Annotated in this window: 18 protein-coding genes; 10 read left to right on the forward strand and 8 right to left on the reverse strand. The window is 62.5% G+C overall.

The features are described 5' to 3' along the window. The first annotated feature begins 2 nt into the window (after positions 1-2). Genes kdpB through JZ00_RS08990 form a run of 4 tightly spaced genes read left to right on the forward strand, consistent with a single transcriptional unit; the run spans position 3 to position 6,090 of the window. Positions 3-2,057, forward strand: coding sequence for a potassium-transporting ATPase subunit KdpB (kdpB, locus tag JZ00_RS08975; RefSeq protein WP_039588878.1), 2,055 nt, complete (start codon positions 3-5; stop codon positions 2,055-2,057). A 47-nt stretch (positions 2,058-2,104) separates the two neighbouring features. Continuing rightward, complete coding sequence (gene kdpC, locus JZ00_RS08980; RefSeq protein ID WP_039588879.1) at positions 2,105-2,650, forward strand: potassium-transporting ATPase subunit KdpC; 546 nt, start codon at positions 2,105-2,107, stop codon at positions 2,648-2,650. Positions 2,651-2,691: 41 nt separating this feature from the next. Continuing rightward, complete coding sequence (locus tag JZ00_RS08985) at positions 2,692-5,343, forward strand: sensor histidine kinase (RefSeq protein ID WP_039588880.1); 2,652 nt, start codon at positions 2,692-2,694, stop codon at positions 5,341-5,343. 48 nt (positions 5,344-5,391) lie between these two features. Beyond that, positions 5,392-6,090 carry a response regulator gene (locus JZ00_RS08990; protein ID WP_039588881.1) on the forward strand — a complete coding sequence of 233 codons (699 nt, stop codon included), beginning with the start codon at positions 5,392-5,394 and terminating at the stop codon, positions 6,088-6,090. A gap of 57 nt (positions 6,091-6,147) precedes the next feature. Here JZ00_RS08990 and JZ00_RS08995 read toward each other — a convergent pair whose 3' ends face one another. Next, positions 6,148-7,185 (reverse strand): patatin-like phospholipase family protein, encoded by a 1,038-nt coding sequence (locus JZ00_RS08995; RefSeq protein ID WP_039588882.1) that lies wholly within the window; start codon positions 7,183-7,185, stop codon positions 6,148-6,150. A 208-nt stretch (positions 7,186-7,393) separates the two neighbouring features. Between JZ00_RS08995 and JZ00_RS09000 the strand changes: the two genes are divergently transcribed. The 3 genes from JZ00_RS09000 (at position 7,394) to JZ00_RS09010 (ending at position 9,484) form a co-directional block, all read left to right on the forward strand. Further along, positions 7,394-7,684, forward strand: coding sequence for a hypothetical protein (locus JZ00_RS09000; protein ID WP_039588883.1), 291 nt, complete (start codon positions 7,394-7,396; stop codon positions 7,682-7,684). 105 nt (positions 7,685-7,789) lie between these two features. Continuing rightward, a complete protein-coding gene (locus JZ00_RS09005) occupies positions 7,790-8,551 on the forward strand; it encodes a CHAD domain-containing protein (protein ID WP_039588884.1) in 762 nt (253 codons plus the stop codon). A gap of 135 nt (positions 8,552-8,686) precedes the next feature. Next, positions 8,687-9,484: an acyl-CoA thioesterase gene (locus tag JZ00_RS09010; RefSeq protein WP_039588885.1), complete on the forward strand. Its 798-nt coding sequence runs from the start codon at positions 8,687-8,689 to the stop codon at positions 9,482-9,484. A 14-nt stretch (positions 9,485-9,498) separates the two neighbouring features. Here the strand turns inward: JZ00_RS09010 and JZ00_RS09015 are convergent, their stop codons facing one another. The 3 genes from JZ00_RS09015 to JZ00_RS09025 all read right to left on the reverse strand — a co-directional run bounded on the left by JZ00_RS09015 (position 9,499) and on the right by JZ00_RS09025 (position 12,272). Continuing rightward, the gene (locus JZ00_RS09015) at positions 9,499-9,861 is read right to left on the reverse strand and encodes a terminase (RefSeq protein ID WP_039588886.1); all 363 of its coding nucleotides are present in this window, start codon (positions 9,859-9,861) and stop codon (positions 9,499-9,501) included. A gap of 166 nt (positions 9,862-10,027) precedes the next feature. Beyond that, a complete protein-coding gene (locus JZ00_RS09020; protein WP_039588887.1) occupies positions 10,028-11,245 on the reverse strand; it encodes a methyl-accepting chemotaxis protein in 1,218 nt (405 codons plus the stop codon). A gap of 220 nt (positions 11,246-11,465) precedes the next feature. After that, positions 11,466-12,272 (reverse strand): TatD family hydrolase, encoded by an 807-nt coding sequence (locus JZ00_RS09025; protein WP_039588888.1) that lies wholly within the window; start codon positions 12,270-12,272, stop codon positions 11,466-11,468. A 231-nt stretch (positions 12,273-12,503) separates the two neighbouring features. Between JZ00_RS09025 and JZ00_RS09030 the strand changes: the two genes are divergently transcribed. The 3 genes from JZ00_RS09030 (at position 12,504) to JZ00_RS09040 (ending at position 15,017) form a co-directional block, all read left to right on the forward strand. Next, a complete protein-coding gene (locus JZ00_RS09030) occupies positions 12,504-13,925 on the forward strand; it encodes an MltF family protein (protein ID WP_039588889.1) in 1,422 nt (473 codons plus the stop codon). A gap of 99 nt (positions 13,926-14,024) precedes the next feature. Further along, positions 14,025-14,459 carry a DoxX family protein gene (locus tag JZ00_RS09035; RefSeq protein ID WP_039588890.1) on the forward strand — a complete coding sequence of 145 codons (435 nt, stop codon included), beginning with the start codon at positions 14,025-14,027 and terminating at the stop codon, positions 14,457-14,459. 249 nt (positions 14,460-14,708) lie between these two features. Further along, on the forward strand, positions 14,709-15,017 hold the full coding sequence (locus JZ00_RS09040) for a hypothetical protein (protein ID WP_039588891.1): 309 nt from the start codon (positions 14,709-14,711) through the stop codon (positions 15,015-15,017). A gap of 6 nt (positions 15,018-15,023) precedes the next feature. On the opposite strand, the gene JZ00_RS09045 is transcribed toward JZ00_RS09040, so the two are convergent. The 4 genes from JZ00_RS09045 to JZ00_RS09060 all read right to left on the reverse strand — a co-directional run bounded on the left by JZ00_RS09045 (position 15,024) and on the right by JZ00_RS09060 (position 19,736). Next, on the reverse strand, positions 15,024-15,872 hold the full coding sequence (locus JZ00_RS09045) for a PI-PLC domain-containing protein (RefSeq protein WP_039588892.1): 849 nt from the start codon (positions 15,870-15,872) through the stop codon (positions 15,024-15,026). A 144-nt stretch (positions 15,873-16,016) separates the two neighbouring features. Continuing rightward, the gene (greB, locus tag JZ00_RS09050) at positions 16,017-16,514 is read right to left on the reverse strand and encodes a transcription elongation factor GreB (protein WP_039588893.1); all 498 of its coding nucleotides are present in this window, start codon (positions 16,512-16,514) and stop codon (positions 16,017-16,019) included. A gap of 34 nt (positions 16,515-16,548) precedes the next feature. After that, positions 16,549-19,053 (reverse strand): ABC transporter permease, encoded by a 2,505-nt coding sequence (locus JZ00_RS09055; RefSeq protein ID WP_039588894.1) that lies wholly within the window; start codon positions 19,051-19,053, stop codon positions 16,549-16,551. Continuing rightward, positions 19,053-19,736, reverse strand: a complete 684-nt coding sequence (locus JZ00_RS09060; RefSeq protein WP_039588896.1) for an ABC transporter ATP-binding protein — start codon at positions 19,734-19,736, stop codon at positions 19,053-19,055. Before JZ00_RS09060 ends, JZ00_RS09055 begins: the two co-directional genes overlap by 1 nt. Positions 19,737-19,741 lie beyond the last annotated feature (5 nt).

Raw genomic sequence — 19,741 nt, forward strand, 5'->3', positions numbered from 1 at the left:
TGATGAACATGCCAATGAGCAAGACCGTCGTCGCCAAGGCGCCGGAGCAAGCCAAAACCAATCTGTCGGCGCTGTGGCGGCCAGCGCTGGTGCAAGCGTTCGTCAAGCTGGACCCACGCCAATTGCACCGCGCGCCGGTGATGCTGGTGGTGGAAGTCACCGCGATCCTCACCACCGTGCTGTGCCTGGTTCCCGACAGCGCCGTGCCGACGTTCGTGGCCGCGCAGATCGCCCTGTGGCTGTGGTTCACCGTGTTATTCGCCAACTTCGCCGAAGCCTTGGCCGAAGGGCGCGGCAAGGCCCGTGCCGACAGCCTCAAGGCTGGCAGCGAAGGCTTGAGCGCCCGCCGCCAGACGGCGGACAGTTTTGAGGTGATCCCTGCTACTCGCCTGCGCAAAGGCGATGTGGTGCGGGTCGCGGCGGGGGAAATGATCCCTGGCGACGGCGAAGTGATCGAAGGCATCGCGGCGGTCAACGAAGCGGCGATCACCGGGGAATCGGCGCCGGTCATCCGTGAGTCCGGCGGCGATCGCTCGGCGGTCACCGGCAACACGCGGCTTGTTTCCGACTGGCTGCTGGTGCGCATCACCAGCAATCCCGGCGAATCTACCCTCGACCGCATGATTGCCTTGGTCGAAGGCGCCAAGCGCCAGAAGACCCCGAACGAAGTGGCGCTGGATATCCTGTTGATTGGCCTGACGCTGATCTTCCTGTTGGTGGTGGTGACGTTGCAGCCGTTCGCCCATTTCGCCAACGGCAGCTTGCCGCTGGTGTTCCTGGTGGCGCTGTTGGTGACGTTGATTCCCACCACCATCGGCGGCTTGCTGTCGGCCATCGGCATCGCCGGGATGGACCGCCTGGTACGCCTGAACGTGATCGCCAAGTCCGGCCGCGCCGTGGAGGCGGCGGGGGATGTACACGTGCTGATGTTGGACAAGACCGGCACCATCACCTTCGGCAACCGCCGCTGCGCCGCGGTCTACGCCGCTCCAGGCGTGAGCGCCAAGGAGTTGGCTGAAGGCGCCTTGTTTGCCTCGCTGGCCGACGACACGGCCGAGGGCAAGTCCATCGTCGAATATCTGCGTGGGTTGCATCCGCAGGCTGAACCCGCCGCTGAGTTACTGACAGCCGTGCCCTTCAGTGCCGAAACCCGTTTGTCCGGCGTGGATTATCAGGGACGGGTTTATCGCAAGGGCGCAGTGGATTCACTGTTGAGTTTCATCGGTTTGCCCCGTGATGGGCTGCCCGCCGCATTGGCGCGGGAAGTCGACAAGATCGCCCAGAGCGGCGGCACGCCGTTGCTGGTCTGCGTCGACGGCAAATTGCTTGGCGCCATTCACCTCAAGGATGTGGTCAAGCCCGGCATCCGCGAGCGCTTCGCCGAGTTGCGCAAGCTGGGGATTCGCACGGTCATGGTCACGGGCGATAACCCGCTGACCGCCGCCGCGATTGCCGCCGAAGCGGGCGTGGATGATGTGTTGGCCGAGGCCACGCCGGAGAAAAAACTGGCGCGCATTCGCCATGAGCAGAACGATGGCCGGCTGGTCGCCATGTGCGGCGACGGCGCCAACGACGCTCCGGCCCTGGCCCAGGCCGATGTGGGCATGGCGATGAACGACGGCACCCAGGCCGCGCGGGAGGCGGCCAACATGGTCGACCTCGACAGCGATCCGACCAAGCTGCTGGATGTGGTACAGATCGGCAAGGAATTGCTGGTCACCCGTGGCGCGCTGACCACGTTCTCGATTGCCAATGACATCGCCAAATACTTCGCGATCCTGCCGGCGCTGTTCGCCTCGATCTATCCGCAGTTGGGCGTGTTGAACATCATGCAACTGCAGAGCCCGCAGAGCGCAATCCTGTCGGCCATCGTCTTCAACGCCTTGATCATCGTCGTGTTGATCCCCCTGGCCCTGCGCGGCGTGCGGGTGCAGGCAGCGAGCGCTGCGGCCTTGCTGCGCCGCAACCTGCTGATCTACGGTCTGGGCGGGATCGCGGTGCCGTTCGTGGGGATCAAGGCGATCGACCTGTTACTGACGGGGCTGGGGTTGGTTTGAGCCTGAGGACACCCATCAAAGATGTGTTTTCACCTGAGGATTTGAGAATGTTCACCTTGATTCGCCCGGCCCTGAGCCTGTTACTCCTGATGACCTTGATCACCGGCATCGCTTACCCACTCATTGTCACCGGCGTGGCGCAAATCGCCTTCCCGGACCAGGCCAACGGTAGCCTGGTCCATGATGCCGATGGCAAGGTCCGCGGTTCCCGGCTGATCGCCCAGGATTTTGTCGGCGATGGTTGGTTTCACCCACGGCCTTCGGCGGGCGCCTTCGCGACCGTGGCCAGTGGCGCGAGCAACTTTTCTCCGAGCAATCCGGCGCTGGCCACCCGCGTGATCGATGACGCCCATAAACTCCAAGTCCCTGGCCAGGGCGCGGTGCCCCTGGCGCTGCTGACCACCTCCGGCAGCGGGTTGGATCCGCACTTGCCTCCGGCCGCGATTGCCTATCAACTGGCGCGTGTCGCCGCCGCCAGGAATGTGCCGGTGTCGACGTTGCAGCAGTTGCTCGATACCCACACCGAGCAACCCCTGGTGGGCCCGCCGGTGGTGAATGTGCTGGCGCTGAACATGGCCCTGGAAAAACTGTAGAAACCTGAGACTTCATCCATTCCTGAAACAAGAGATCCAGCATGAGCGACTCCGGCCGCGCCGATGCACTATTAGCCAATCTGCCGCGCCACGACCGTGGCCGTCTCAAGGTCTTCCTGGGCGCCGCCCCGGGCGTCGGCAAGACCTTCGCCATGCTGCAAGCGGCCCACGCCCGGTTGCGCCAAGGCACGAACGTCATCGCCGGTGTGGTCGAGACCCATGGGCGCGCCGAGACCGAAGCGCTATTGAATGGCCTGGTGCAGCAGCCGCTGGTGCGTTCGGAGTATCGCGGCGTGATGCTCGAGGAAATGGACCTCGACGGTCTGCTGTCGGCCCGCCCGAGCCTGGTGCTGGTGGATGAACTGGCCCACAGCAACGCTCCTGGCAGTCGCCACGCCAAGCGCTGGCAAGACATCCAGGAATTGCTCGCGGCTGGCATCGATGTCTACACGACGGTGAACGTCCAGCATTTGGAAAGCCTCAACGATCAAGTGCGCGGCATCACCGGCGTACAAGTGCGCGAGACGCTGCCGGACTGGGTGTTGCAGGAGGCCGATGAGCTGCTGCTGATCGACCTGCCACCGCGAGAGCTGCTGGAGCGTCTGCGCGATGGCAAGGTCTACGTGCCAGAGCAGGCGCGGGCGGCCATCGATGCGTTTTTTACCCAGACCAATCTCACCGCATTGCGCGAGCTGGCGATGCAGACCGCGGCGGCGCAGGTCGACGAAGATCTGGCGCAAGGCTATCGGCAACTGGGCCAGTCGGCGCCGGCGGTGCGCGGTCGGTTGCTGGTGGGCGTGGACGGCGACTTGCAGGCCGAACGGCTGGTGCGCCACGCCAGCCGCGTTGCCCAGCGCCGGCATCTGCCCTGGAGCGTGGTGCATGTGGATAACGGCGGGGCACGGGATGAGTCGTCGCGCCAGCGTTTGCAGAGTGCCCAGCAGTTGGCCGAGCGGCTGGGTGGGGAGGTGGTGTCACTGCGCGCCGGGGAGGTTGCCAGGACCTTGATCCAGCACGCCCAGCAACGCCGCGCCACGTTGCTGTTGGTGGGCCAGTCCCGGCGGCGTCTGCGTCGACGATTGTTTGGCGGCGGCCTGGCTTCGCGACTGTTGCGCAATGCCCGTGGCCTGGAAATCAACGTGTTGGACCGCGATGAATCGCCACCGCCCACGCGCCTGAGCCCGAGTACCCTCGCGACCGGTTTCGACTATGCCCTGGCGCTCGCGGCAACGGTGGCTGCCAGCGCCTTGGCCTGGGGCGTCTCAGGGCTGCTGGCGCTGCCGAACATTTCCCTGGTGTTTCTGATGGCGGTGTTGCTGGTGGCGGTTCGCAGCAGTCTTGGGCCGGCGCTGGCGTGTGCCGCGTTGTCATTCCTGGCCTACGATTTTCTGTTTATCCCGCCGAATTTTTCCCTGACGATCCAGCGTGAAGAAGACGTGCTGACGCTGGTGTTTTTCCTGCTGATGGCCGCCCTGACGGGCAATCTTGCGGCTCGCCAGCGTCGTCAGTTGCAAGCACTGCGCGACACCCAGCAGGAAACCGGCGAACTGCTCGATTTGTCACGCAAGCTCACCGCCGCCACGGATCGCCAGGCCGTGATCAGTGCCGCCGTGCAGCACCTCGACAGCGAGGATGACTTGCAACTGTGCCTGCTCAACCGCGACGGCGCCCAGGGTTGGAAGGTCGAGACCGCCGAGCCGTTGACGTTCACCGAGGCCGAGCGTGCCGCCGCGGACTGGTCCTGGCAACACGACCAACCGGCCGGTGCCGGTACCGCGACGTTGCCGTCCGGGCGCTGGTGGTGGTGGCCCTTGTCGAGCGAGGGCGGCCCGCTGGGGCTGTTGGGCGTGTGCCCGAAGGATGGCAAACCCTTGAGCGGCCAGCGCCGTCGCTTGCTGGCGGCCCTCAGCCAACCGCTGGCCCAGGCGCTGGCGCGGGCGCAACTGGCGCAGGATCTGGAAGCGGCGCGCCTGCACGGCGAAACCGAACAGCTGCGCAGTGCCTTGCTCGCGTCTGTCTCCCATGACTTGCGCACGCCGCTGACGTCCATGCGCGGCAGCATCGACAGCCTGCTGGCACTGGGCGAGGCGATCCCGCTGGACGACCGCCGCGAACTGCTCGAAGGCACTCGCGACGAGGCCGAGCGCCTGGATCGTTATATCCAGAACCTGCTGGACATGACCCGTCTCGGCCATGGCGCGCTGAAGCTGGCGCGCGATTGGGTGTCGCCCGCCGACATCGTCGCCAGTGCGTTGAACCGCCTGCGGGCGGTGCTGGCACCGCTGGCGGTCAGGGTCGAGGTGCCGGTCGGCTTGCCGTTGCTGTATGTCCACGCCGCGCTGATCGAACAGGCCCTGGTCAACGTGCTGGAGAACGCCGCGCGATTTTCCCCGGCCCACGGGCGATTGCTGCTCAGCGCCGAGGCGACGGCGGAAGAAATCCTGTTCGCCGTGGCGGATGAAGGGCCGGGTATCCCCGAGCAAGAGCGGGAAAAGATTTTCGACATGTTCTACACCGCTGCGCGCGGCGATCGAGGCGGGCAGGGCACCGGACTGGGATTGGCGATCTGCCAGGGCATGGTCGGGGCCCATGGCGGGCGGATCAGTGTTGATGACGGCCTCGACGGTCGCGGCACCTGCATCACGCTGCACCTGCCCTTGCAGGCACAACCGGGGATGGACGATGAAGCCTGACCGGCGCTGCGTTATGCTCTCGCCACTTGATTACGATGAACGGACCTCATGAGCCAGAGCGCGACCCTTTTGGTCATTGACGATGAACCGCAGATCCGCAAATTTTTGCGCATCAGCCTGGCCTCTCAAGGCTACAAGGTGCTGGAGGCCGAGACGGGGGCCGAGGGCTTGGCCCAGGCGGCGTTGAACAAGCCGGATCTGTTGGTACTCGACCTGGGCCTGCCGGACATGGACGGCCAGCAGGTATTGCGCGAATTTCGCGAGTGGTCGACGGTGCCGGTGCTGGTTCTCTCGGTGCGCGCCAGCGAAGCGCAGAAAGTCGAGGCGCTGGACAACGGCGCCAATGACTACGTGACCAAGCCTTTTGGCATCCAGGAGTTCCTGGCCCGCGTGCGTGCGTTGCTGCGCCAGGCGCCGACAGGCGAGGCGGCGCCGGCGGCGCTGACCTTCGGTCCGTTGACGGTGGACCTGGCTTATCGCCGGGTCCTGCTGGACGGCACCGAAGTGGCCCTGACCCGCAAGGAGTACGCGGTGCTGGCGCAACTGGCGCGGCATCCGGGACGCGTCATCACCCAGCAGCAATTGCTCAAGGACATCTGGGGCCCGACCCACGTCGAAGACAGCCATTACCTGCGCATCGTCGTCGGTCACCTGCGCCAGAAACTCGCCGACGATCCGACCCGGCCTCGGTTTATCGTGACTGAAGCGGGGGTGGGGTATCGGTTGTTGGAAGAGGGCGGCGCTTGATTTGACGCTGTTGTGGCGAGGGGATAAATCCCCTCGCCACAGGAAATCCAAGCGACTTCAATTCTGCTCACTCTCATACCGATCCAACGTATCCCGGGCAATCTCCCGTCCCAGCGCGATCAGCTCCGGCGCCTTGTAGAACTCGAAGAACCGGCACACCCGTTTTGGCACGTTGATCAGCACGTCCGGTGGATAACCGGCAATCTTGTACTGGGCGAGCGAGGTCTGCATCACCTCGAAGCTCTGGTTGATCAGATCCAGCAGCGACGCGGGCCCGACGTTATCGATGATGAACGAGCCGGTGGCGGATTTCGGCGCCCCATCGCTCTCTGGCGCGGCGGCGGGTTGTTGGCCTTCCGGCTCAGCGGATTCGATCCAGGGGTTGATATCCGCGGCTTCGGCTTTCAGCGCTTCCTGTTCCAGCAACAATAATTGCTCGGCCTGTTTGCGGCGAAATGGCAACCGTGACCCGAGGGAACTGACCAAGGTGTCGAAGCGACGCCGGAACGCGGCGGGGCGCTGGATGACAGGCAACCGGTATTGCTTCTGGTTGGTGGCGTTGAGGTTGACCGCAATGATCAGGTCGCAATGGCTCGACACCACCGGCACGATCGGCAGAGGGTTGAGCAGGCCGCCATCTACCAGCATGCGGTTGCCTTGCATCACCGGGGTGAACAGGCTGGGAATGGCCGCCGAGGCGCGCATTGCCTGGTGCAGGCAACCTTCCTGGAACCAGATTTCCTGTTGGTTGGTCAGGTCGGTGGCGACCGCCGTATAGGGAATGCGCAGTTCTTCGATGTTGAGCTCGCCGACAATCTTGCGGATCTGCCCGAATACCTTCTCGCCACGAATCGCCCCGAGACGAAAACTGACGTCCACCAGCCGCAACACGTCCAGGTAATCGAGGCTTTCGATCCAGTTGCGGTAATCCTCGAGCTTGCCGGCGGCGTAGATGCCGCCCACGACGGCGCCCATGGAGCAACCGGCGATACAGGCAATGTCGTAGCCGCGCCGTTCGATCTCCTCGATCACTCCGATATGGGCATAGCCCCGGGCGCCGCCCGAGCCCAATACCAATGCGACACGTTTTGTCATGAGGTGGCCTCTCGTCGAACAGACGTCAACAATGCACTGATCGACGGCCCGGCTCAAATCGTTGTGGCGTGAACGTCGTTTTTTGACACGCCACGACGGCATTTGCGTATTCTCGTCCACACTTGAATATACCGGTGGCGCCGAGGCACTTTTTCCCGGCGAAACCGTCTTACCAGCACGACTGTTGACCTGACTTGAGGTGTTATCGATGAAAGCCCGGATCTGCCTGCCCTTGGTGGCATCCCTGATGGTTCTGGCCCTGGCCGGTTGTGCCGGCAAGACCGCGTACCGCGACAGTTGTGGCAGCCAACTCGACAGCGCATGGCGCGAACTGGACTTGGCCAAGGCCGAAGGTTTCGCCGGTACCGTGAGTTATTCCAAGGCCCTGTCGTTGCTGACCGGCGCCAAGACCCAACAGCAATTCGAAGCGTTCGAGGGCTGCACCAAGAAAGCCGAAAAGGCGCGCTTCTACATTCGCGAATCCCGCGCAGGACGATAAACACAGCGGCGCGCTTCGAGTTGCAAGCGGCAAGAGGACGGTACGCATCGCCCCCACTTGCGGCTCGCGACTCGAAACTTGATGCTGCGTATGGAGTACGCCCCCATGATCGATCGGCTGGTGGCCCGGATACTGGGCCTGGAAGTCCGCCTGTTGGCCTGCCAGGCCCGCTTGAATGCCCAAACCGACAGCGAAGCGCTGCATGACCTGCGGACCACGGTTCGCCGTTTGCGCAGCCTGCTTCGTCCGCTGCGTGGATTGCCCGGTGTCGAGCAGCTGGAAACAGCCGCGTCGGCAGTGGGCACCCTGACCACGCCCTTGCGCGACCGCGAAGTGCTGGCGGCTTATCTGGAAAAACACGGCAAGACCGAGGCGGCGCAACGGCGCCAGGTGCAAATGGCCGAGGCTTATCCCGCCGTGGCCAGCAGCCCCGAGCTGGCGCACTTGCTGATGATCCTCGACGCGTTCCCACGCTTCATCCGTGCTGCCCAGCGCCAAGGCCTGCTGGCCGGGCTGCGCAAACGCATCGAAAAACGCCTCGACAAACAATGGAAAAAACTCGGCGAGGCCCTGCGCGATCCCGCCCATGACCGTCACCGATTACGTCTGCTGATCAAGCGCGTGCGCTATGCCATCGAAGCCTATCCGGAACTCGATCGCCTGCCGGAAGCGGCCATGCCACGGCTCAAGTCTGCCCAGGGCGTCCTGGGGGATTGGCATGATTGCTGGCAATGGCTGGCGCGTGCCGAGCAGGAATCCGACCTGCAGCCCTGTGTACCGGTCTGGCGAATCACCATGGAAAAAGCCGAGGCCAAGTCCGACCGCGTGCTGGATAAACTGATCGCCAGTTGTTTCGATAAATCCTGAATCTAGCCATAACCCCGGTGGGATATTCAGAACCACGGCTTTTCTGTCAGTCTCTTTGGCCGGAATGAGCGCTGTGTCGCTTGTCCTGGCTGGGTAAGATCCCTTCATCTTTTTCCGCTGCTTCTAGAGGTCGACATGCGCTTCTCCGATTTGATCGATGCCGTGCGCCATCAGCCAGACGCCGTTGTGATCCCGCCGGAATGGGGGCAGGGGCGTGCCAGTTTTGGCGGCCTGGTGGCGGCGCTGCAATACGAAGCGATGCGGGCGCAGGTCCCGGCGGATCGTCCGGTGCGCTCGCTGGCGATCACCTTTGTCGGCCCGGTCGCGCCCGACATTCCCGTCAGTTTTCAAGTCGATGTATTGCGTGAAGGCAAGGCCGTCAGCCAGGTTCTGGGGCGTGCGATGCAGAACGGTGAGGTCGTGACCGTGGTGCAAGGCAGCTTTGGCGCGTCACGATCTTCGGTCGTGTCGGTGCCCGCTGACCCCGCCCCCGAATTCACGGATGTCGAGCAATGCCAGGAGTTGCCCTACGTCAAGGGCGCAACGCCGGAATTCATGCGGCACCTGGCGATGCGCTGGAGCGTCGGCGGGCTGCCGTTCACCGGCAACAAATCCCGCAGCATGGGCGGCTGGGTGCGCTTGCGCGGCGATGTGAAGGAACAACCGCTGGACGAGGGGCATATCCTGGCGCTGGTGGACGCCTGGCCCCCGGCACTGTTACCGCACCTCACCCAAATGGCGCCGGGCAGCACGCTGACCTGGACCATCGAATTCGTCCAGCCGTTGCTGGCGCTCACGACGTTGGATTGGTGCCAGTACCTGGCCGAGATCGAGCATGCCCAGGACGGCTACGGTCATGTCGCGGCGAAATTCTGGAGCGCCGATGGGCGCCTGATCGCCATGAGTCGGCAAACCGTGACGATTTTCGGCTGAGGTGTCACGGTCATTCAGTGGCGGTGGCGATCCCGCCAGGCGCGCCACCAGCCACCGTTGAGAAAAAAACGCGGAAACGTCAGGAATTGCTCCACCAGCAGGCGCGACATGGCGTCCTTGCGATCACTGAACGGCTCGGAGGCTTGTGCTTCCAGGCTGTGGCCATGGCGTTGCAGCCCGAGTGCGGCGAGCAGGCCGATGACGCCGATGGCGACGTCGCCCAGGCTCAGGCTGAACACGCCGGAGATGATCAGCAGGAAGGCCACGATGAACAACGGCACCGCGATCAGATGCAGCACCAGGTTGGTCGGGTGGCGATGATTGTCGGGGTAGGCGCGCCATTGCCAGGCCGGAAGGTTGGGGTGACGTTTGCCCATGATGCTATTCCTTGAGTTCGTTGAAACCGAATAACCGAAGGATAGGTCGGGACGGGCAGGGCGGCGAATCGCGGTTGGCTATCGTGGCGATAGCTGGTCATAGCTATAAGGCTTTTGTGGCGAGAGAGCTTGCTCCCTCGCTACCGATTTCCATTTGTTCAGGGGGTTAAAGCTTCAACTGCCCAATCGCCTTGTTCAACTCACCCGCCAGCGTCGCCAATTCATCACTCGTGGTGGCCGAATCCACGGTCTGGCGCACGGTGTTTTCGGTCACGTCGCGAATACTCACCACCGCCCGGTTCATCTCTTCCGCGACATGGCTTTGCTGCTCGGCCGCGACGGCGATCTGGGTGTTGCTTTCGCGCATCTGCGCCACCGCCTCGGTGATCTGCGCCAATGCTTCGCCGGCCGCGCACGCCTGCTGCACGCAGTCGTCGGCCTTGTGCGAACTTTCCTGCATGAAATCCACCGCGTCGCGGGTTCCCGCCTGCAACGCCGAGACCATGGTGGTGATTTCATCCGTCGAGGTCTGGACCCGTTTGGCGAGGTTGCGGACCTCATCGGCCACCACGGCAAAACCGCGGCCCATTTCACCGGCGCGTGCCGCTTCGATGGCGGCATTCAGGGCCAGCAGATTGGTTTGCTCGGCGATGCTGTGGATCACGCTGACGACGCCGTTGATTTTCTGACTGTCTTCGGCCAGGCGCTGGATCATCTCGGCGGTCTGCTGCACACCCGTGGACAGCCCGGTAATCGATTGCTGGACGCGGCCGACCACCTCGCGGCCGTTACCGGCCAGGGCGTCGGTGGTTTTCGACAGGTCACGGGTGGCACCGGCATGTTGGGCGATGTGATAGACCGTGGCGGACATCTCATTGATCGCCGTGGCGGCCTGATCGGTCTCGCTCTGCTGGCCGAGCATGCCGTGGCGCACTTCGTTCATGCTCGACGCGAGGCGAGCGGCGCCGCTGTCCAGTTGTCGTGCGGTGCTGGCGACGGTATCCACCACGCGTTGGTAACCGGCTTGCATTGCGTTGAACGCGGCAGCCATCTGGCCCACCTCGTCCCGGCAGGCCAGGGGCACGCGGGCGGACAGGTCACCGGTTTTTTCCACATGCAGCATCACGTCTTTCAAGGTGTTGAGCTGGCTGAGCAGAAAGCGGATCAACAGTTGCGATGCACCCAGCATCGCCAGCATCAACACAAACACCGCCACGGCATATTGACTGAAGCGGTCAGCGAAGACTTGGCCCAGGCTTACCCCTCGGACCTGCTGTTCCAGGTGCATGGCATAGAGCACCAACAGCAGCGTTGTGGCAAAGGCGACCGCGTTGACCGCCCAGAATTTGTACTTCAGCGAGATATTGCTAAGCCAGGCACCCATGGTAGGTCTTCTCTGATAGCGGAAACAGTTTCGGCAAGGTGCCAGTATTCTGCTGCTATTCAGGGGCGCGGGGTTTTGATGTGCATCAACAGATATCGATAACCCTTTGTGGGAGAGCCTGTTGTGGGAGAGCCTGCTCGCGAAAGCGGTCGACCTGTCGCACATGGTCCACTGACAGCGCGCCTTCGCGGGCAGGCTCGCTCCACAGGTGCCCATCCAGTCAGGAGATGACGGGCAACCCAAAAAACGCCCGCGCGCAGGCGGTGCTGTGGGCCGCCAGGTCTTCCTGGGTTTCGCCCCGATGCAGGGCAACCTCGCGCAAGACCTCAGTCAGGTACGCCGGCTCGTTGCGACCGTTCTTGGGTTTGGGGCGTAGGGTGCGCGGCAGCAGGTATGGCGCATCGCTTTCGAGCATGAGTCGACCACGGGGAATTTCCCGTACCAACGGATGCAAGTGAGTGCCTCGACGCTCATCGCAAATCCACCCGGTGATACCGATGTGCAGATCCAGGTCGAGATAGCTGTACAGCGCTTTTTTCTCGCCGGTGAAGCAATGCACGACCGCGGCGGGCAGTCGATCGCGAAAGTCGCGAAGAATTTCCAGCAGACGCTCGTCGGCGTCGCGCTCGTGAAGAAACACCGGCAATTGCAACTCCACCGCAAGGGCCAAGTGTTCTTCCAGGACTTTCTCCTGTTGTGGGCGCGGCGAGAAATCTCGATTGAAATCCAGCCCGCATTCCCCCACCGCGCGGACGCGCTCTTGCTTGAGCAAATCCTTGAGGTGCCGGGCGCTGTCGGCGGTCCAATCGCTGGCGCTGTGGGGGTGGATGCCGGCGGTGGAAAACAGCTGTTGCCCAGCTTCGTCAAGTTGTCGGCACAGTTCGAGGGCCTGTTCGCTGCCCTCGATGCTGGTGCCAGTCAACACCAGTTGGCAGACCCCTGCTGCGTAGGCGCGCTCGAGCACCGCCTGGTGTTTGTCAGCAAAACTGGGGTTGGTCAGGTTGACGCCGATATCGATGAGTTGCATGGTGCTACCTCGGCCAAAGGCCGGAAAGCATATCAGAGCTGTAGATTTATAAGAAAAGCCAAGAACTACAAGGAGTTGCGGCTGTCTGTTGAGGCCACGAGACAGGTCGGGGTGGTATCACGGCCATCGTTGTGCCAGTCTTTCGCACTTTTCAGCGCCTCAGGTGCTCTGTTTTGTCGGCCCGATTCCGCTCTACGTGGGATGGCCCGGCAATGTCCTTCCGGAGAGTGGATGACACGTACCCAGGTGTTGCTACTGCTGTGTTGTTCGCTGCTTTTGCCGATGCCGGCCGAAGCGCGGCTGCCCGGGCCGGTGCAGGCCGTGGCGCCGGGAACGGTTCGTGACCTGGCGCAAATCCGCAGCAGCCGGGTATTGAAGGTCTTGGTCAATCAGAGCCGCAACAGTTCCGGCGAGGTACAGGGGCAACCCATTGGCGTCGAATATCATCGGTTGCGGGCGTTTGAACAATACCTGAACGGTCATGCCCGGGATGGCCAGGAAATTACCCTCAAGATCATTCCCAAGGCCAAGGACCAGCTGCTTGGCGCCTTGCAACGTGGCGAAGGTGACCTGGTCGCGCCAGGCGAATTGCTCGAGCCGCAAGCCGGCCAGGCGGTCAGCGCCAGTAACCCGATCCGCACCGACGTACCGTTGTTGCTGGTGGGGATCAAGGGCGAGAAACGTTATACCCGCGTCGAACAATTGTCGGGCAAGACCCTGGCCTTGCCCAATGGCAGTGCGGCAGGGGACGCCGTCAGCCAGATCAATCAGAAGCTGGCGTTGCACAAGTTGCCGCCGGTGAAGATCGAGTGGGTCGACCCCACCCTGGCGGTGGAGGATGTCCTGGAGATGGTCCAAGGGGGGATTTTCCACCTGACGATCGTCGAGCAGCCGATTGCCGAACGCTGGGGCAAGATCCTGCCCAAGCTGCGCTTCGACCGCCAATTGCTCATCGGCGAGCCGAGTGACGAGTTCTGGTTCGTCCGCCGCGACGCCGCGATGCTACGGGCGAGCATCGATCGATTTCTAGCCACCTACAAGGCGCCGTCCAACGAAGACGCTGCGTTCCTGCGGATCTACCGTCGCTTGTATCAAGTCCACTATCCGCTGGCCCGCGCCAATCGCCAGCGCCTGGAGAAGCTGCGTCCGGTGTTGCAAAAGCACGCCCAGGCCCAGGGCATGGACTGGCTCAACCTGGCTGCCCTGGCGTTCAAGGAGTCGGCCCTGCAACCCAACGCGCGCAGCGGTAGCGGCCCCACCGGCCTGATGCAGATCACCCCGTCCGCAGCCCAGCGGGTCGGGGTCAACGACATCCGCAACCTCGACGGTAATGTGCTGGCCGGTGCCAAGTACCTGGCCATGATCCGCCGCAAGTTTTTCGCCAGCCCCAAGCTCAACGAGCGCGAACGCATGGCGTTTGTCCTGGCGGCCTACAACATGGGCCCCGAACGGGTGCAAGGCATGCGCGCAGAGGCCCGGCGACGCGGGTTGAACCCGAACCAGTGGTTTTTCCAGGTGGAGCGCATCGCCATGGAGCAGGTGGGAATGGGCGCCGTCAGCTACGTTAACAGTGTGAACAAATACTATCTGGCGTTTGATCGGGAGCGAGAGTCGCTGGAGCCCCAGGAACGAGAGGTGGTTTCACGCAAATAATCAAATAATTTGATGGTTATGGCGGAGTTTTTGCGCTATTCAGATAAAGTTATTCGATTAATATGGCCTCCAACCACACACATCCAAGGAATTGCATCCATGAGCACCGTTATCAACAAAGTACTGTTCTCCCGTGCTGGCTACGGCCTGACTGTCTTGCGCATCGTCGTCGGCATCATCTTCGCGGCCCATGGCTCGCAAAAACTGTTTGGGCTGTTTGGCGGCTACGGTTTGGCAGGGACCGCGCAATGGATGGAAAGCATCGGCCTGGCTCCCGGCTACCTGATGGCGACATTGGCTGGCGGCACCGAGTTCTTCGCCGGGCTGGCGCTGATCATCGGTCTGTTGGCGCGCCCTGCGGCGCTGGGCCTGGCGATCCTGTCGCTGGTGGCGATCTTCTCGGTGCACATCGGTAACGGTCTGTTCATGGCCAATAATGGTTATGAGTTCGGCCTGGCCCTGCTGGCAGGTAGCATCGCCGTGCTGATCGAAGGTGCGGGCAAGCTTTCCGCCGACAACGCCATCGCCCGCTAAGCGCTTGCCGCAATCCCGAGGCCCGTCCAGTACGGGCCTTTTTTGTAGGTGTCGATTCTTGACACTGGCCGGTCAGCTTCTCTAGGATGCCGCTCATGCGCCGATTTAAACAGCTACTTGCGGGGCGCCAGGTGACTCATTCAGTTGCCGATAGAAGCCAGGAAACAGGGCTTCGAAATACCGCTAAAGCGCTGGTTCGGTGTTGCCTCTCACCTGCCATGCAGACTTTTGAGGCAGAGACACGACACGATGAACGCACCCAGCCCCCTTGTACGTCTTGCGCCGATCACGGCGAACCTTATCCAACGCAATCCGAAAATTCTCCTGGGTGGTACCCACCAGCCAACGCTGCTGCGTTACCTTGACGGCTGGCCGCGTCGCAGCCACGGACCGGCAGCCTTCCTGATCCAGTTTGTCGAAGACGGTGAATCCCTGGCGCGCTTCGCCAATGACAGTTTCGACCTGGCGGTGATCCAGTCGCCGAATGCCGCCGACGCACCCGAAATGATCCGGCAACTGACCCGCGTGGCCCGGCAAGGGCTGATCACACGCCGTTGAGCGCGATCAGCCTTTGGTCATGGCGCGAAACTGGTTGGCGTGCATGCAATTAAGCACGATGTTGCTGCGGGTCGACCAGTCGGTATTGATGATGTGAAAGCCTTGGATGTAGCTGTCGCCGTCTCGGGACTCGAACCAGAGATTCACTTTGTCACTGAAATCGTCAGGGACGAAAAGGCCGGTATATTTGGCACACTGGATGGAGCGAAGAGTGTATTGAGATTTGGGACGGCTGCTGGCTTCGTCCATGAATATCTTTAATTCCGAAGTGCTTATATAGTTCTTGCCAGTCCATTGTTGTTCCACTCCGGGCCAGTACCCATCGCCGGCACGCCTGTTGTATGAGATAACGACGTTTCTTCCCGGGTAGTATTGCCTTAACTCTAGAAGAGTCAGGTGGCGTTGTGAGTAGGGAATAAGTCGATGGCCGATCATTTCATCGATTAAATCGTGGAGTTCTTGGTGTGATTCGTCGGTGAAATCCTTGAACTGGTGAAAGTTCAGGATTATTACTTCGTTCTCTCGGCCCGATACTGCATAAAATTCATTGAGCACGCCAAGGACATCACCCGCAACGGTGCGCCCTGAAGACGTAAGGTGGTAGAGCTGAAAGCGGCGTGGGTGACCGACGGGCTGGCTCGAAAATAGTTCGACACGCAAGTCGAGTACCCGGAACCCTTGATTGATCTGGTCGCGGATAGGTACGTCCTGGGTAATTTCGTTTGGCATCATCATTTTTGGGGCTTCTCTATCGGCGCCCGAATCATGCGTGCCAGGCAAGATCAATTCATCGATGCGAAGTTTGTATATGCCAGGTGTATTGTTCATCCAACGGTCGCGAAAGTTTCCGTCCATGTTATTCGTCCTTGAATAGATAATTGTTAAAAGTTTGCGCTAGGCGCACTTTTAATTTCCTTCAAGGGTCGGCGGAGGTCAAGTCAAGAGCTCGTTGAACTTGTGCGGCGATGTTTCGTTGTACCCAAGTAACAGGGGGCTTGATTATAAATAATCTATGCGGGTTATATAAATAAGCTGCTCTCCAGCAGGTGTTTGGACGCGCGCTTCGGCATCCAGCGCCTTGCCAATCAATGCCCGTGCAAGCGGTGAATCGATACTGATCAGGTGCTGCTTCAAATCCAGCTCATCGGGCCCAACGATGCGATAGCGGGATTCTCTGCCATCTTCATCTTCCACAGTTACCCAAGCACCAAAATAGACCTTGTTCGGGTCGCTGGGTTTTTCACTGACGACCTTTAGCGCTTCGAGGCGCTTGGTGAGGAAGCGCACGCGGCTGTCGATTTCCCGCAGCATTTTTTTGCCGTAGGTGTATTCGGCATTCTCCGAACGATCGCCTTGGGCCGCCGCCTCGCTGACCGATTGCGTCACCTGCGGGCGGCGCACATGCCAAAGTTCATGAAGCTCGGCGCGCATCCGCGCCTCACCTTCAGGGGTGATCAGCGCGGTGCCGGCGGTGCGGGGAGGGCGATAGCGACTCATGGCAACTTCTTGTGATAGCGAAGCCGGCAGTCTATCAACCCTCGCGCAACACTGTCAGCGGGCTGGCATTGAGCGCTCGGCGGGTGCCGAATACGCCCGCTGCACCGATCAGCAACGCGCCGACCAATGGCAGAACCAACAGCCACGGATGCGGGTGCCAGGGCAGGTCGAAGGCGTACCGATAAAGCACCAGGCTCACCAGTTCCGAGCCCAGGGCGGCCAGCAAGCCGCTGACCGCACCCAGCAACCCGAACTCGATGCGCCGGGCCTTGGTCAGCAGGGGGCGCCCGGCGCCGAGGGCACGTAGCAATGCGCCTTGGCGAATCCTTTCGTCGAGGGTGGCCTGCAAGCCTGAGAACAGCACGGCCATGCCCGCCGCGAGTACGAACAGCAATACATATTCCACGGCCAGCGTGACTTGGGCGAGGATGCTGCGCAGTTGTTCGAGCAACGCTTCCACCTGCAGGATAGTCACGGCGGGAAATGCCCGGGACAAGTCGACAATCTGTCGGTCGTGACCGGGTGCCAGATAGAAGCTGGTGAGGTACGTGGCCGGAAGATCCTTCAAGGTGCCGGGTTGGAAAATCATGAAGAAGTTTGGCTGGAAATTGTCCCAGTTGATTTCCCGCAGGCTGGTGACTTTAGCCTCCCGGTTGAGACCCCCAACATTGAACACCAGGCGGTCGCCGAGCTTGATCTGGAGATTTTCGGCAACCTTGCCTTCCACCGACACCCCCGGGATGTCGTCCGGTGACTGTTGCGGCCACCAGTTCCCGGCGGTGACCACATTGCCCGCAGGCAGGTCCGCCGCCCAGGTCAGACTCAAGTCACGCTGCAGCGCGCGGTCGCCCGCCGAGTCCTTGGTGACGAATTCCTTGGCCGGTTCGCCGTTGATGCTGATAAGCCGCCCCGGTACCACGGGGTACAACGGGGCCGACTGCGCCGAGAGCTCCATCAGTTTGTCGGCAAATGCCTGCCGGTCGTTTGGCAGGATATTCAGGGCGAAATAGTTCGGGGCGTTTTTTGGCAACTGGTTCTGCCACGTGTCCAATAACTCGCCGCGCAGCAACGCGATCAACGCCATGGACAACAGGATCAAGCCGAATGCCAGGGCTTGGCCGGCAGCTGCCAGGGGATGGCGCAGCAATTGGCCGAGCCCCAGGCGCCAGGGCAACGAGGCGCGGGCCAGCATCCGGCGCAGGCTCTGCAACACCAATAGCAGCAGGCCGCCGAGCACCAGCGCGGCAATCACGCCGCCACCCAGCAGGGCAAACGTAAGCACCAGGTCCAGGCTCAGGCGCCACATGATCAGCCCGAGCGCACCCAATGCGGCGCCGTAGACCACCCAGGTACTGGAGGGGATCGGCAGCATGTCCCGGCGCAGCACGCGCAACGGCGGAACCCGGCCCAGCGCGGCCAGCGGCGGCAGGGCGAACCCCGCCAGTGCCACCAGCCCGGTGCCGATCCCGGCGATGGCCGGCAGCAGGCCGCCCGGCGGTACGGTGGTCGGCAACAGGTCATGCAACAAGGCGAACAGGCCCAACTGGGCAACCCAGCCGAGCAGGGCGCCGCTGATACTGGCGAGCAGGCCCAGCACCGTCAGTTGCAGGCTGAACAACACCATGGCTTCGCGGCGGGACAAGCCAAGGCAACGCAACAGCGCGCTGGCGTCGAAGCGCCGGGTGGCGAAGCGATTGGCGGAGAGGGCGACGGCGACGCCGGACAGCAACACCGCCACCAGGCTGGCCATGTTCAGGTAGCGCTCGGCCTTGCCCAGGGCGCCGCCGATCTGCCGGTTGCCGTCGCGGGCATCCTGCAGGCGCTGGTTGGGTTCCAGGCCAGGCTTGACCAGGTCGCGGTAGGTTTGCAGTGCGGGGGCCGGGCCTCGCCATAGATCTCGATAGCTGACCCGGCTGCCCGGTTGCACCACGCCAGTGGCGTCCAGGTCCTTGAGATTGATCATGACCCGCGGGGTGAGGCTGTAGAAGTTGCCGGCGCGATCCGGTTCGTAGGTCAGCACCCGGCTCATGCGAAGGGTCTTGTTGCCGACATCGATGCTGTCGCCGATCTTCAGGTCCAGGGCGGTCAACAACCTAGCTTCAACCCAGGCCTCCCCCGGAGCGGGATGTCCGCCCGTTTCTTCCTGTGCAAAGGGCGCGGGGGCGCTTTTCAGTTCGCCACGCAAGGGGTAGATGTCATCGGCCGCCTTGACGCTGGACAACTGGATACCGTTGTCAGTGGCCACGACACTGGAAAACTCCACCACCCGGGCATGTTCCAGGCCCAGTTCGGTGCCGCTGCGAATCTGTTCCGGGCGGGCAGGGGAGCTGCCTTCAAGCAGCAGGTCGGCGCCAAGGAACTCGGTGGCACGCATCATCATTGCGCCGTTGAGCCGGGCACCGAAGTAACCGATGGCGGTACTTGCCGCCACGGCCACCAGCAAGGCGAAGAACAGCACGCGCAGCTCGCCAGCGCGGGCGTCGCGCAGCAGCTGGCGGATGGCAAGACGGAACAGGCGCAGCAAGGGCAAGCGTGCCATCAAGGCTCCAGGGGCGCGACCATCTGGCCGGCTTCAAGTCGGATCAGGCGCCGGCAGCGATGGGCCAGGCGTTCGTCATGGGTGACCAGTACCAGGGTCGTGCCGCGTTCCTTGTTCAGTTCGAACAGGAGATCGCTGATGCGCTCGCCGGTGTGGCTGTCGAGGTTGCCGGTCGGCTCGTCGGCAAACAGCACGTCGGGTTCGGCCGCGAAGGCGCGGGCGATGGCGACGCGCTGTTGTTCGCCGCCGGAGAGCTGGCGTGGCGAGTGGGTCAGCCGCTGGCCGAGTCCGACCCGTTGCAGCAGTTGCGTGGCGCGCTCCCGGGCGTCCTTGCGACCGTCCAGTTCCAGCGGCAGCATGACGTTCTCCAGTGCATTGAGGCTGTCGAGCAGTTGGAAGGACTGGAAGACGAAGCCGACATGCTCGGCGCGGACCCGCGCGCGCTGGTCCTCGTCCAGTGCGCTGAGGGCCTGGCCGGCGAGGGTCACTTCGCCCTTGCTGGGCAGGTCGAGGCCGGCCAGCAGGCCGAGCAGAGTCGACTTGCCGGAGCCGGACGCGCCGACGATAGCCAGGCTGTCGCCCTTGTTCAGTTCCAGGCTGAGTTCGTGCAGGATGGTCAGTTCACCTTCCGCGCTGGGAACCACTTTGCTAAGGTCCGTCGCGGTGAGAATGCTTGAGCCCATGGAGA

The organism is Pseudomonas frederiksbergensis (assembly GCF_000802155.2).
In the GTDB taxonomy this organism is placed as follows: Bacteria; Pseudomonadota; Gammaproteobacteria; order Pseudomonadales; family Pseudomonadaceae; genus Aquipseudomonas; species Aquipseudomonas frederiksbergensis_A.